The organism is Falsochrobactrum tianjinense (assembly GCF_019100495.1).
In the GTDB taxonomy this organism is placed as follows: domain Bacteria; phylum Pseudomonadota; class Alphaproteobacteria; order Rhizobiales; family Rhizobiaceae; genus Brucella; species Brucella tianjinense.
The window spans coordinates 65,674-78,823 of record NZ_JAHRVA010000006.1 but is presented as its reverse complement, the minus strand read 5'-3'; the positions used below and the strand labels follow the sequence as shown (position 1 = coordinate 78,823).

Here is a 13,150-nt window from a genome sequence, read left to right as displayed (position 1 = left end):
AATGCGTTTCCTGCCTGATAAATTCACCACCATGCTGGTTGCCACCATGTTGCTGGCATCCTTGCTGCCAGTACAGGGCGAATTCGCCGACTGGTTCGCCTTGGCAACCAAAATTGCAGTCGGACTCTTGTTCTTTCTGCATGGCGCGCGCCTCTCCCGCGAGGCCGTTATTGCCGGTCTTACCCATTGGAAACTGCATGTTGCAGTTCTTTCCGCTACCTTCGTACTGTTTCCACTATTGGGATTACTGGCCGGTTGGCTGGTTCCCGGCCTTTCCCATTCGGCATTTTATACCGGCATTCTTTATCTTTGTTTGCTACCTTCGACAGTGCAGTCCTCCATCGCCTTTACTTCGATCGCAGGCGGTAATGTTTCCGCAGCCATCGTTTCCGCTTCTGCATCCAATATTTTTGGCATGTTTCTCACGCCCTTGCTCGTCGGGTTGCTCTTTGCAATCAAGGGCGGCGGCGGCGTTTCAGTCGATGCGCTGCAATCCATACTGCTTCAATTGCTGGCACCTTTCCTGCTGGGGCAGATATTACAGCCATGGATCGGCAGATTCCTACGCCGCCACAGCAAGTCACTTGGCATCGTCGACCGAGGGTCGATTCTCATGGTCGTCTATCTGGCCTTTAGCGAGTCAGTCGTTTCCGGTCTCTGGCGCACCGTATCCTGGAACGATCTTGGAATGATGATCGGCATGAGTCTCATGCTTCTGGTGGTCGTGCTGGGCGCTACCTGGTATGGTAGCAAGTGGCTTGGTTTTAATCATGCGGACTGCATTACAATCCTATTTTGCGGCTCGAAGAAAAGTCTGGCCAGTGGCGCGCCGATGGCGAGTGCAATTTTCGCAGGTGCAAATGTGGGAAGCATCGTTTTGCCTTTGATGCTGTTTCATCAGATACAGTTGATGGCCTGCGCCATTATCGCGCGCAAGCTTGCCCACCATAAACCGATTACTGAAAGAGTTCCTGCTGCGGCAGAGTAGGGCAAACATGACTCATCATAATGATAAACCCCACAAGCCCAAAATGCTGGATCAGGACGCGCTCGCAGAGGCTTATAATCGGGCCCTTTCTCTTGAGAAAGCGGGTGATCTGGATGGTGCAGCCATGGCTTACCAGAAAGTTCTGGAAATAGATCCAGACGATCATGGCGGTGCTGCCGTGCGCCTGGCGAGCATGGGGCGTGGCATTGTGCCGCCAAAAGCGCCTGATGCCTATGTAGCGACGCTCTTCGATCAGCATGCGGAAATGTTCGATACTATTCTTGTCGATCAGCTTGGCTATGATGTGCCTTTGCAATTGCGCGAAATGTTCCTTGAAATAGATGGCGAATTTCATGCCGCACGCATGCTCGACCTTGGCTGTGGAACAGGGCTTTCGGCTGACGCTCTAGATAATATGGCCAGCCACAAGACCGGCGTAGATATATCCGAGAATATGATCGAAGTAGCCTATGAAAAAGGCGATTATGATGCGCTTTTTGTCGGTGAAGCAGTGCGGTTCCTCGAAACAGCGGCGGACGGTGTCTGGGATTTGATCGCCGCAACTGATGTGCTGCCTTACATGGGAGAACTTGACCGTTTCTTTGCTGGTATATCGGCGCATCTGCAATCAGCAGGATACTTCGGCTTTTCGAGTGAAACGCAGTCCGATGAGCGGTTTTCCGGGCGCGACTTCATAGTTGGTGATTTCCATCGCTTCGCGCATGCACAATCCTATGTGCGGACCATGCTTGCCAAGCATGGTATGGAATGCGTGCGCTGCGAGAACATAACAGTTCGGAGCGAACAAGGTTCTCCTGTGCCGGGGCATCTTTATGTAGCGCGACGTAAGTGAACGACGAAAGCATATATCCGCCGTGAATGTGAGGCTATACGCTTCAGGTTTCATACATATGAGATAGTTCCATAAGATAGATTATGCAATTGACTGATGTAGCAGGCTTTTAATCTCCTTGCATAGCCTTCGACTTAAATGCTGAAAAAAACCAGTAATCCATTTATTAGCAAATAATAAAATACTATTGAGAAAAGATTGACTTGAATCATAGTTGCCGAAAAGCACGTTTCTCCCTAAGATAAATAAATATTAACTACCTTAGATTGTATATGCATTGCGTACGCATCTCACGGTAGCTAAATGCTGTTTTTTATCGTTTGGATGCCTTGCCTATACGAAAGATCGGAAGCAGGCGGCCGAAATATCCTTATCTGGGTGGGAGTGGACTGGACATGAAAATGGCTTTGATGAAGGCGGCGTTGATAACGCTGTCTGTTACCCTTTGTTCATTAGGGGTAACCTGGGCTGTCGGTTTTATGACCGGTTCTATACCGGGCTTTGTTGCTACGAGTCTTAGTATCGCTATTCCCATCGCCACAGCCTTCCCTTCCCTAACTTATATTTTTATCCAGCATAGCAAGCTCCGCGAAACCTATGCACAGCTTGAAAAGGCTCATATCGAGCTACAGGCGCGCTCGCGTATGGACCACATGACTGGCTTGCTCAATCGTGAAGCACTGTTTGAATCGATGAAAATCAGCCGATCACGCATTGAAAACGGGGCTGTTCTGGTCATTGATGCCGATCATTTCAAGACCATCAACGATACGTTTGGGCATGGTACAGGTGATCGTGCTTTGAAGCTGATCGCCTTTGCGATGCAAAATGTAACGCGAAAAGGCGATCTGGTTGGACGGATTGGTGGCGAGGAGTTCTGTGTCTTCTTGCCGGGCGCAAGCGGAGAAACCGGGATGCGCGTTGCCCAACGCATACGCGCAGAAGTTGAAAATACGCCATTTCATGCAACGGAATATGAAATTTATCCGCTGACAATCAGTGTTGGCGTTGCCTCTGCACCCAAACACGAAACCAATTCGCAAGTCCTAAGCCACGCTGATCGTTGCCTGTACATGGCAAAACAGCGTGGACGTAATTGCGTTGTCTTCGATGAGGAAGGCGATATTCAGGTCAGCGCCTCGGTTGTTTCAATCGCTAACGGGCGTGGATCTGCGATGAGAGGATAGTGTGTCAGTCCTCCCACGGGACGACTTCTTCTTCGGACCAGCCAACAGGCACAAAACCCATCTTCTGATATAGCTGCAAGGCTCGTGGATTATCGAGCGTATTAGTGTGGATAGCCACTTTCTGCGGCCCATGCCCCCAAGCGGCAGAAATTGCTTCGCTTAGGAAGAATTTACCCAAGCCCCTGCCCTGATAATCACCGACAAGCCCGAAATAGATGATCTCGGCAACATCTGGCATGGCTGACAGGTCAAGTTCAAGAAAGCCTGCAGGGCAGCCATCTGCATAGAGCACATGAATCTCTGTTGTATCTGCATGAATGATTTGCGCGACCTCCGTATCGCTTTGCAATCGGCGCAACATCCAATGATGCTCTCGTCCTACATACTCATACAGGTAGCGGTAAAAGTGCACAGGCATATGGGTTGCACGCATGATTGCCAGACGCATGCCGGACGGAACCGGTACCGCGATCGTTGACCGAGCCATCATTTCCAGGTGCGTTATTCTGGCTATCAGTTTCTCGGCCATGATTATTCCGCGTCACCCATGACTACAGGTGTATCCTGCCTGCTGCCCCATTCGCTCCACGAACCATCATAAAGCCGGTTATCCTGATGGCCCAATGAAGTCAAAGCCAGCGTTATAACTGCGGCGGTCACGCCTGAACCGCAGCTTGTAACAATCGATCGATTAAGATCGACACCTGCGTCAGAAAAAATCTTTCGCAGGCTATCGAGGTCTTTCAGTTCGCCATTCTCAGATAGAGTACCGGCAGGAACATTACGTGCACCAGGCATATGACCTGAACGCATGCCCGCACGCGGTTCAGCGTCGCGGCCAGTAAACCGACCGGTGGCCCGCGCGTCCGCAATCTGCGAACTGCGTTGATCTACAATTTTTCGCATCTCATCGAAACCGACGACCTGTGCGGCATTAAAAGAAGGCGTAAACAAAGTTGGAGCAATCTTCGTTACTTCATCCGTGGCAGGAAAACCAGCTTTCCTCCAACCATCAAACCCGCCATCAAGCAAGAAAACGTTCTGCACGCCCATGACGCGGAACATCCACCAAACACGCGGGGCGGAGAACATGCCGGGGCCATCATAGACGACTATGGTTTCATCTGCTGTGATACCCATCGAGCCGATATGACGGGCAAAGAGTTCAGGCGAAGGCAATGTATGCGGCAGGCCAGAATCCTTGTCTGCGATCTCGTCCTGATCGAAAAACACCGCACCGGGAATATGTGCCGCGTCATACTCCTCGCGGCCATTACGTCCAGCGGCGGGCAGATACCAAGATGCATCCACTATGGCCAGGCCAGGTTCGCCCAATCTTTTCTTCAGCTTTTCACGGGAAATGACAAATGTGCTTTTCTCAGACATGATTGCTCCTGGAGAAAGATCAGGCTTGTGGAAGAGCGCCGAAACGAATGCGGAAGCGGCGGTTCTCCTTGCCCTTCTTCTCGATTTTACCGATGTGGATCTCACCGACTTCATGAGTTTGAGAAACGTGCGTTCCGCCGCATGGTTGCGAATCCACGGATCCATTTTCACCGATGATGACCAGGCGAATACGTCCCAGACCGACAGGAGGACGAACATTCTTCGATTTCACAATATCGGGATTGGCCAACAACTCATCGTCGCTGATCCAGCGCAGGCTTACTGGATCATCGGCGCGTACCAGTTTCATCAGCCTTTCGGTTACAAATTCCTTTGTATAGCTGGCGTCTGGCAGATCGAAATCAACGCGGCTTTCGTCTTCGCCAACGGCAGCGCCGGTGATTGAAAATGGACAAGCGACAGAGAGCAGATGACAGGCCGTATGCATGCGCATCAGTTTGTAACGCCGCGCCCAATCAATATGCAGCATTAGTTCTTCACCAATTTCCGGCAAGGGCTGTCCGTCTGCGGGAACATGGACGACTTCATTCTTGTTTTCGCCGGTAACCGTTGCGGTAATATCGATGCGAGAGCCGTCCGTTCGCTCGAAATATCCAGTGTCCCCCGGCTGTCCACCGGAAGTCGCATAGAAAATTGTCCGATCGAGAATGATCCCGCCGTTTTCGGTAATAGCCACGACCGAGCCTGCCGCTGTTGAAAGATAAGCATCCTCGCGGAACAGTGCTTCGGTCTCATAGGCCATGATTATTCCTCAAACGGTATATTAATCTCGGTTTTGGTTTCCAGCCAGCCCGGCACCGGCAAGTTCTTACCGCGCAGGAATACCGGATTGAACAGTTTAGATTGGTAACGATTACCATAGTCACAAAGCACCGTCACGATTGTGTGGCCCGGTCCGAGATCTTTTGCAAGGCAGATTGCGCCTGCAATGTTGATGCCGGAAGAGCCGCCAAGGCAAAGTCCCTCTTCCTGCACCAGATCAAACAGAATTTCGATCGCCTCCGCATCGGGAATGCGATAGGAAAAATCTGGGGTGAAGCCTTCGAGATTGGCGGTAATACGCCCCTGCCCAATGCCTTCAGTGATCGAATCGCCTTCAGCTTTCAGTTCGCCTGTCGTGTAAAAGGAATGAAGGGCTGCGCCATAGGGATCGGCAAGAGCGATTTTGATATCCGTGTTTTTGCCTTTGAGTCCTAGGGCTGCACCTGCGAGCGTACCGCCGGAGCCAACAGCCGAGACGAATCCGTCAATCTTGCCGTTTGTATCGCGCCAGATTTCCTGCGCCGTGGTCTCGATATGCGCATCGCGATTGGCAACATTATCGAACTGATTAGCCCAGATCGCGCCATTGGATTCTGTCCTCGCTAACTGATCGGCAAGGCGTCCCGAAAGCCGCACATAATTATTGGGATTACGGTAAGGCGCAGCTGGAACCTCGATCAGTTCTGCGCCAAGCAGGCGCAGCGCATCTTTCTTTTCCTGACTCTGGGTTTCAGGAATCACGATGACCGTACGATAACCAAGTGCTTTGGCAACCATGGTCAGGCCAATGCCGGTATTGCCAGCCGTTCCTTCCACGATGATGCCGCCGGGTTTGAGTAGGCCGCGCTTTTCCGCATCACGAATAATATAGAGAGCTGCGCGGTCCTTGACCGATTGTCCGGGATTGAGAAACTCCGCCTTGCCATAGATTTCGCAGCCGGTAATCTCGGAAGCCTTCTTCAAACGGATCAGCGGCGTATTGCCGACAGCGTCGAGTACCGAACTGAGCATGACTACCATCCTTTCTGGTTGAAAGGAAACTATGGGGAAGCAAGCCCATCTTCAAGCAAGGCTGGGATAATTTTGCATCGCGTTTAACAATTGCGTACTCATATCCATATTCTTAACGAAAAAACCGCCCTTAATCGGGCGGTTTTAAGAAAAACTCATTTCAACAAAGGTGCCTGGCAATTAAAATGTCAGGCAGCTTTTTGCCCGCCACCAGTGTTGCGGCGCTTGCGTCTGAATGGACGCTTTGGCTGCGCAGTGGTATCGCTGTTAGCTGCTTTGGGAGCGGCATTTCCGCGATGATCACTTACATTCTGCGCGGGGCGGCGATGTTTTTGCGGGCCATTCTGCGAGCCGGGCTTGCGGCTTTGCTGTGGCTTGCGTTCATCCGAATCTTTTGCAACTGGTGCAGGTGCAGGTTTTACCGGCGCTTCCCTGACCATCAACTTACTGCGAGTCACCCGCTCCACGGCTTTCAGCTTCGCCTCTTCCGTAGCCGGGTCGTAAAGCGTTACCGAAGCGCCGCTTGCGCCATTGCGTCCGGTGCGGCCAATACGGTGCACATAGGTTTCCGGTTCGTCCGGCAGGTCGTAATTGACGACATGGCTGATTCCCGGAACATCGATGCCGCGTGCCGCGATGTCGGTGGCGACGAGAATACGCAGCGTGCCAGAACGGAAGCCCGTCAGCGCGCGTTGACGTGCATTCTGCGATTTATTGCCATGGATGGCGGCAACATCATAATTGTCGCGCTCCAAATGGCGCACCACAGCATCCGCACCGTGCTTGGTGCGGGTGAAGACGATAACGGATTTCATATCCGGGTTGGTCAGCATCGCCGACAGCAGACGACGCTTGTCCTTTGTCGGGACTGGGTGTACGACCTGCGTGATTTCGGCGGCGGTCGTACCCTGCGGGGCTACTTCCACACGCACGGGATCCCGCAAGAGGCTTTGTGCGAGTGCTGCAATTTCCTTCGGCATAGTTGCCGAGAAGAGAGCGGTTTGCCGGTCCTTATGCGTACCCTTGGCGATGCGTTTTACATCGTTGATGAAACCCATGTCGAGCATACGGTCGGCTTCATCGAGTACCAGCCAGCGGGTTTCCGACAGGTCAATGCAGTTTTCACGTACCAGATCAGTCAAACGGCCCGGCGTGGCAACGAGCACATCAACGCCCGGCTGCATACGCTTGATCTGACTCAGGCGCGACACACCACCGAGAACGAGGGCAGTGGAAACATGCGCATTCTTGGCAACGGTCCGAATCGTTTCCTCGATCTGCACGGCTAGTTCACGGGTCGGTGCAAGAATCAGCGCACGCGCCGTCTTGCCCTTGCGCTTGTCACCAAGCGCAATAATCTTTTGCAGGATCGGCAGGCTGAACGCCGCTGTCTTGCCGGAGCCGGTCTGGGCGATGCCCAGAATATCACGGCCCTGAAGCTGATGCGGAATAGCTTGTGTCTGGATGGGTTTCGGCTCGGTCAGGCCAGCGGCCTCGACGCCTTTAAGCAGAATGCCGGTGACGCCAAGCGCGGCAAAGCCGCCAGTGTTTTCTTTAGTCAATTCAATCTCTTTCGACGGCACTGCCCATCGGCAGTCCGCTTTAAAACTCGGAACAAGCGCAACTTGCCCAATAAAATCTTTTTAATGATACGACGGGACGCCGGAAAATATCCTGGCGACTTGCGCAGCCGTGCCCGAACGCGGTTCGGGTCTCTCCTGTGAACGGACCATTCCGAAAGCAGGAGATGAGACGCAACAAGTCCAAGTCCGGGAAAGCCAAAATCGTTCAGCCCATGCGCCTGAATCGCCATATGGGCTGTTCTGGAGAAAAAAGCAAATGTTTTCGCACTTTTCCGCTCAGATGATGAAATCCGCGAGCACCTGATTGTCGGTGATGTCCTGATAGGCCCAACCGGCTTCCGCGAATTTCTTTTCCAGAACCTTGAAGCTTGTGGCATCCTTGGTTTCTATGCCGATCAGAACGGAACCGAAATTGCGCGCGGATTTCTTCAGATATTCAAAGCGGGCCACATCGTCTTCTGGCCCCAGAAGATCAAGGAAGGAGCGTAGCGCACCGGGGCGCTGGGGAAAGCGGAAGATGAAATACTTCTTCAATCCCTCGTAGCGCAGCGCCCTTTCCTTTACGTCAGGCAAGCGTTCAAAATCGAAATTTCCGCCGGAAACGACAATAACGATGCGCTTGCCCTTCAATTCGCTTTTCTTGAAATCCTTCAATGCGTCGATACCGAGCGCACCCGCTGGTTCCAGTACGACACCTTCGATATTAAGCATTTCGATCATTGTCGAACACAGGCGGTTTTCGGGAATCGTTATGACGGCATTCGCATTGAAGCCTTTGAGAAGCTTGAAGTTTTCCTTGCCAATTTCTGCTACTGCAGCGCCATCGACAAAATTATCGACCTGAGAAAGCTTGATTCGCTTGCCTGCCTCAAGGCTACGCTTAAGGCTCGCCGCTCCCCCTGGCTCGATGAAGCGATAAGCGGTTTTCCAGCCGAGGGCCGTGAAATATTGTGTGACGCCACCCGAAAGACCGCCACCGCCAACGGGAAGGAAAACGAAATCGGGCTTTTTGCCATCCGGTAATTGTCGCTCGATTTCCAACGCCACCGTCGCCTGTCCTTCGACGATTTCCGGATGGTCAAAGGGGGGCACCATGACGCCCTTATGGCTTGCGGCAAACTTCTGAGAAGCTGCATAGCAGACGTCGAAAATATCGCCGACAAGCCGGATTTCGACAAAATCCACACCGAAAGCGCGGGTCTTGTCGATCTTCTGCTGCGGCGTGGTTACGGGCATGAAGATGACGCCCTTGCGCCCGAAATGGCGGCAAGCGAAGGCAAAGCCCTGCGCGTGATTACCTGCAGAGGCACAAACGAAAATGGCACTTTCATCCGCAGTTTTCACAGCGTGGGAGATGAAATTGAACGCCCCGCGTATCTTGTAGGAGCGAACCGGGGTCAGGTCTTCGCGCTTGAGCCAGATTTCCGCGCCATATTTTCGAGACAGAAAGTCATTGAGTTGCAAGGGCGTTTCGGGGAAAAGCGCACGCATTGCTTTTTCGGCTTGTTTCACGGCTTGGACGAAGGCGGTCATCGTTCAGCTTTCTGTCTTTCAGCGGCATTGGGCACGAATGGCTATAGGGCTTTAACGCAGCAAACAAGCCCGCTGTGGCGGAGATAGCGGGCTTTTAGCGGATAAATGGTGCGGTCGGCGGGACTTGAACCCGCAAGTCTTATAGACGACGGATTTTAAGTCCGTTGCGTTTACCAGTTTCGCCACGACCGCAGCTGATGTTTCTATGTCATGATTTGTGCTGCAAATTCAAGCCGGTTCACGCATTTGCAACTACTGGCCCTGATGTCAGTGTATTTTGGGTAAACACTGTAAGGGTTATCGCGCCGAAATAAGTTGCAGCATTCTCCCGCCGGAGATTAACTGTGGAGATACAAAATGGAGTCAGGCATGACGAATACCACCCAGCAGGCCGTTACGGCTGCAATGCTTGCTATTGGCGATGAACTTCTCTCAGGGCGCACTAAAGATAAGAATATCGGTCATCTCGCCGATATACTCACGGCTGCCGGTATCGATCTGAAAGAGGTTCGTATCGTTCCCGACGAAGAAGACGCAATTGTCATAGCCATCAATGCTTTGCGGCCCTGCTTCGATTATGTTTTCACTTCCGGCGGGATCGGGCCTACCCATGACGATATCACCGCCGACGCCGTTTCGCGGGCTTTCGAGGTGCCGTGTATCTATGACGATAAGGCGATGAAGCTTCTTGCGGATAATTATGCCCGGCGCGGTCTGGAATTCACCCAGTCGCGCCAGCGCATGGCGCGAATGCCGCAAGGGGCAGAACATATAGACAATTCGGTTTCGGCTGCACCGGGCTTTCAGATCGGCAATGTCTATGTCATGGCGGGTGTGCCATCCGTATTTCAGGCCATGCTTGATAATGTAGTGCCGGGCCTGCGCGCAGGTCGAAAACTTCTGTCGAAAGCTATGCGCAGCCCATTCGGGGAAGGCGTCATCGGCGCTCCCCTCGCCGCCATTCAGAAAGATCATCCCGACACAATCATCGGCTCTTATCCGAAATTCGAAGAAGGCCGATTCAGCACCGAACTGGTGGTTCGAGGCAGTGATTTAGCGAAGGTTGAGGCGGCAGCCTGGGCGATAGAAAGCATGATTGAAACGCTACAAGAACAAGGTGCGGCCTGAAGGAGAAAAAATTTATATTTGCATAATTGCTTACCTTATATGTTAAAATGGAAATATAGTCGGAAGGAGATCTAATATGTCCTACAAGACGGTGGTGGCCTATTCCCGCAGCGAAAATGAACTGAAACGAGTACTCTCTGCGATCAGGCTTCTGATGCAAAGACTGCCCGATATTCATGTTATTGGGCTGTATGCGATCCCCTCTCCTATCGTTTATGCAGATCCTAATGGCTTCATCGATCCGGGCATGTTTGAACTGCATGATAAGCAACACAAGGAAATTTCCGAGCGGCTGAGGCTGGTTTTCGAAGAAGAAATGCGCCGACAGGCTACCCCTCATGAGTTCCGTGTTACACGCTCGGAGACAGGAACTGCTGCGGACGGCGTTCTCACCTCCTGTCTTGGCGCCGAATTGCTGGTTGCCGGTCAGCCCGATCCCAACGACCCAGCCACCAATGATGAAACCGCCGACACGCTGGTATTCCACTCAAGTTGTCCGGTCCTGCTGGTGCCTTATGCACCCGTTTTGCCGCTTGAAGCGCTCGACCGTATTGTTGTGGCATATAATGGCAAGCGGGAAGCAGCGCGTGCCGCCTTCGATGCCATTCCGCTGATGAAAAGTGCAAGCCGAACAGAAATTATCTGGATCGATGCCCCGGTCCGGGAAAACGAAGATGAGACGCTCGCTGGAAGCGGCCTTGCAGAAGCCCTGTCTCGCCACGGAATTGAGGTGAGTCTCACGCCTCTGCCGTCGAATAATCGTTATGCGCAGGATGTTTTGCGCGAATATATTGTTTCCCAGCGGGCCGATCTTCTCGTCATGGGAGCGTATAGTCATTCTCGACTGCGCGAACTCGTATTTGGCGGCGTGACCCGCGCAATGCTCAATGAGTTGCCAATCTTGACGCTTTTCTCGCGCTAGATATCCATTTTCGGCATCGAATCAGAGGGCTGGCTTTACGTCGCTCTTGCAAGGCAGGGTTCTTTGCGGTTAACAGCATCTCCCGGCGCTGGCTGTGCCGGGCGGAGAAGTTTTCATTAGCGCGCTGCATGCATTCGTGATGCCGGGGCGTATGGGGAAGCATAGATCCATAATACAGTTCAGCGCGAATGGCATTGCGTCGTCGCGCATTTTGGTTTTACAGACCTGGAAGGAATGCCGGGTCTTTCCACGGAGCGTTTTCGATGTCGTTGCCTGATAAAGCCTTTCCCGTTTCCTGGGACCAGTTTCACCGTGATGCCCGTGCCCTCGCTTGGCGCATTGCAGATATGGATCGTGAATGGCGGGCGATTGTCGCGATTACGCGCGGCGGGCTGGTTCCCGCTGCCATCATATGCCGTGAGCTGGGAATTCGCCTAATCGAAACGGTCTGCATCGCCTCCTATCACGACTACACATCGCAAGGCGATATGCAGGTGCTCAAAGGAATTGGCGAGGCACTACTCGAAAATGAAGGCGATGGTGTCATCGTAGTCGACGATCTCACGGATACCGGTAAAACCGCGGCAATCGTGCGCGAAATGATGCCGAAAGCGCATTTCGCAACCGTTTACGCCAAGCCTCAGGGACGCCCCCTCATCGATACCTTCATTACAGAAGTGTCGCAGGATACGTGGATCTATTTTCCGTGGGATTTGGGCTTCACCTACCAGGAGCCGATTTCGCAAGGAAAACGCGGCTAAACGAAACCAAACGAACCCAAATTGCGGTGGAAATTCTGCCGCAATCATCTTATATGAAAGCCAGGCTTATTGGTGTGGCTGAAGGAATTATCGTTTTTCCACCTAAAGTTATATGTCGATATATTTCAGCAACTCCTTTAAAATAAAAGATTTTTTGTTTACCATCACAGGATTTTTTGATTGATCCATTGTCATTTTGGCGAATCAATTCATCCTGCCAAAAAACGATTGGACTTTTCGCAGTGAAACCGCAGGCTAAAAAACTTATTGCAAAGGAGAAGCGTATTCTTACGCCTTCTGGCCGCTTGCAACAGGTTGCAGCGCTCGTTTATCGCTATGAGTCCAACGCATTGAAGATTCTCCTCATCACTAGTAGAGGCACAGGCCGGTGGGTTATCCCCAAGGGATGGCCACAAGTTGGGTGCACATTGGCCGAAACCGCCGCCTGCGAAGCCTATGAGGAAGCCGGTGTTCGGGGCGATATTTCTCAACATCCTATCGGCAGCTTTGATTACAGTAAAAGCGACCTGCCTCCGGAGCGGCTTAATCAATTTACGGTTGCAGTCTTTGCCTTGCACTATTCGCAACAGGCTAAAGATTGGCCGGAGCGTGAGCAGCGCGTTTGCGAGTGGGTTTGCCCCTATGAGGCCGCCAAACGCGTTGATGAAGCTGAACTGAAGCATATTATGCGTGGATTTGCCGACCTACGCCTGACAATGGCCGCCGAATAGCCGTCCATTCGATATGTTCTGCTAATGTGCATGATGCGAGGCATATCTGGCCCGCGTCGCAAACATACGCAAAAGTTTGGCGCTCCTAAAAAATACTGTTCTCCCCGTTATCCACATTCGGCTGCGCTGCTTTCCACAATATATAGGGTATGGCAGCTTATACGAAACCAGTGCTTGACGGTCTCGTCCGAGTCGCTTTTTATAGCAGTGTCGTTGCGTGAGTGGCGTGGCCGGGCGTATCAAATCAGTCGGCCTTTTTTTCAAATCAGTCGAATTTCGGAGCG

General features: G+C 52.3%; 13 protein-coding genes and 1 tRNA gene. 7 read left to right on the top strand and 7 right to left on the bottom strand.

From position 1 onward, the window contains the following. Nucleotide 1: 1 nt before the first annotated feature. From KUG47_RS13535 to KUG47_RS13525, 3 genes are all read left to right on the top strand, one after another. Nucleotides 2-988: a bile acid:sodium symporter family protein gene (locus KUG47_RS13535; protein WP_217678510.1), complete on the top strand. Its 987-nt coding sequence runs from the start codon at nt 2-4 to the stop codon at nt 986-988. 7 nt (nt 989-995) lie between these two features. After that, nucleotides 996-1,841, top strand: a complete 846-nt coding sequence (locus tag KUG47_RS13530) for a class I SAM-dependent methyltransferase (RefSeq protein WP_422718094.1) — start codon at nt 996-998, stop codon at nt 1,839-1,841. A 395-nt stretch (nt 1,842-2,236) separates the two neighbouring features. Further along, nucleotides 2,237-3,028, top strand: a complete 792-nt coding sequence (locus tag KUG47_RS13525; RefSeq protein WP_217678509.1) for a GGDEF domain-containing protein — start codon at nt 2,237-2,239, stop codon at nt 3,026-3,028. Between the two features lie 4 nt (nt 3,029-3,032). Here KUG47_RS13525 and KUG47_RS13520 read toward each other — a convergent pair whose 3' ends face one another. The 7 genes from KUG47_RS13520 to KUG47_RS13490 form a co-directional block, all read right to left on the bottom strand. Continuing rightward, complete coding sequence (locus KUG47_RS13520; protein WP_217678508.1) at nt 3,033-3,557, bottom strand: GNAT family N-acetyltransferase; 525 nt, start codon at nt 3,555-3,557, stop codon at nt 3,033-3,035. Between the two features lie 2 nt (nt 3,558-3,559). Next, nucleotides 3,560-4,414 (bottom strand): 3-mercaptopyruvate sulfurtransferase, encoded by an 855-nt coding sequence (gene sseA / locus KUG47_RS13515; RefSeq protein ID WP_217678507.1) that lies wholly within the window; start codon nt 4,412-4,414, stop codon nt 3,560-3,562. Nucleotides 4,415-4,433: 19 nt separating this feature from the next. Then, a complete protein-coding gene (locus tag KUG47_RS13510; RefSeq protein WP_217678506.1) occupies nt 4,434-5,177 on the bottom strand; it encodes an alanyl-tRNA editing protein in 744 nt (247 codons plus the stop codon). Nucleotides 5,178-5,179: 2 nt separating this feature from the next. Next, the gene (locus KUG47_RS13505; RefSeq protein WP_217678505.1) at nt 5,180-6,208 is read right to left on the bottom strand and encodes a cysteine synthase A; all 1,029 of its coding nucleotides are present in this window, start codon (nt 6,206-6,208) and stop codon (nt 5,180-5,182) included. 188 nt (nt 6,209-6,396) lie between these two features. Continuing rightward, the gene (locus KUG47_RS13500) at nt 6,397-7,791 is read right to left on the bottom strand and encodes a DEAD/DEAH box helicase (RefSeq protein ID WP_217678504.1); all 1,395 of its coding nucleotides are present in this window, start codon (nt 7,789-7,791) and stop codon (nt 6,397-6,399) included. 276 nt (nt 7,792-8,067) lie between these two features. Continuing rightward, a complete protein-coding gene (gene ilvA / locus KUG47_RS13495) occupies nt 8,068-9,324 on the bottom strand; it encodes a threonine ammonia-lyase IlvA (protein WP_217678503.1) in 1,257 nt (418 codons plus the stop codon). A gap of 106 nt (nt 9,325-9,430) precedes the next feature. Further along, a tRNA-Leu gene (locus KUG47_RS13490) sits at nt 9,431-9,516 on the bottom strand. Between the two features lie 177 nt (nt 9,517-9,693). Here KUG47_RS13490 and KUG47_RS13485 point away from each other — a divergent pair. The 4 genes from KUG47_RS13485 (at nt 9,694) to KUG47_RS13470 (ending at nt 12,866) form a co-directional block, all read left to right on the top strand. Continuing rightward, a complete protein-coding gene (locus KUG47_RS13485; RefSeq protein ID WP_217678502.1) occupies nt 9,694-10,452 on the top strand; it encodes a competence/damage-inducible protein A in 759 nt (252 codons plus the stop codon). 76 nt (nt 10,453-10,528) lie between these two features. Beyond that, nucleotides 10,529-11,374 carry a universal stress protein gene (locus KUG47_RS13480; RefSeq protein WP_217678501.1) on the top strand — a complete coding sequence of 282 codons (846 nt, stop codon included), beginning with the start codon at nt 10,529-10,531 and terminating at the stop codon, nt 11,372-11,374. Between the two features lie 263 nt (nt 11,375-11,637). Continuing rightward, nucleotides 11,638-12,135, top strand: coding sequence for a xanthine phosphoribosyltransferase (gene gpt / locus KUG47_RS13475; RefSeq protein WP_217678500.1), 498 nt, complete (start codon nt 11,638-11,640; stop codon nt 12,133-12,135). 242 nt (nt 12,136-12,377) lie between these two features. Further along, nucleotides 12,378-12,866: an NUDIX hydrolase gene (locus KUG47_RS13470; RefSeq protein WP_217678658.1), complete on the top strand. Its 489-nt coding sequence runs from the start codon at nt 12,378-12,380 to the stop codon at nt 12,864-12,866. Nucleotides 12,867-13,150: the final 284 nt, after the last annotated feature.

Coding starts and splice junctions, on each gene's coding strand:
- KUG47_RS13535 (WP_217678510.1), top strand. CDS start 2: ATGCGTTTCCTGCCTGATAAATTCACCACCATGCTGGTTGCCACCATG.
- KUG47_RS13530 (WP_422718094.1), top strand. CDS start 996: ATGACTCATCATAATGATAAACCCCACAAGCCCAAAATGCTGGATCAG.
- KUG47_RS13525 (WP_217678509.1), top strand. CDS start 2,237: ATGAAAATGGCTTTGATGAAGGCGGCGTTGATAACGCTGTCTGTTACC.
- KUG47_RS13520 (WP_217678508.1), bottom strand. CDS start 3,557: ATGGCCGAGAAACTGATAGCCAGAATAACGCACCTGGAAATGATGGCT.
- sseA (WP_217678507.1), bottom strand. CDS start 4,414: ATGTCTGAGAAAAGCACATTTGTCATTTCCCGTGAAAAGCTGAAGAAA.
- KUG47_RS13510 (WP_217678506.1), bottom strand. CDS start 5,177: ATGGCCTATGAGACCGAAGCACTGTTCCGCGAGGATGCTTATCTTTCA.
- KUG47_RS13505 (WP_217678505.1), bottom strand. CDS start 6,208: ATGCTCAGTTCGGTACTCGACGCTGTCGGCAATACGCCGCTGATCCGT.
- ilvA (WP_217678503.1), bottom strand. CDS start 9,324: ATGACCGCCTTCGTCCAAGCCGTGAAACAAGCCGAAAAAGCAATGCGT.
- KUG47_RS13485 (WP_217678502.1), top strand. CDS start 9,694: ATGACGAATACCACCCAGCAGGCCGTTACGGCTGCAATGCTTGCTATT.
- KUG47_RS13480 (WP_217678501.1), top strand. CDS start 10,529: ATGTCCTACAAGACGGTGGTGGCCTATTCCCGCAGCGAAAATGAACTG.
- gpt (WP_217678500.1), top strand. CDS start 11,638: ATGTCGTTGCCTGATAAAGCCTTTCCCGTTTCCTGGGACCAGTTTCAC.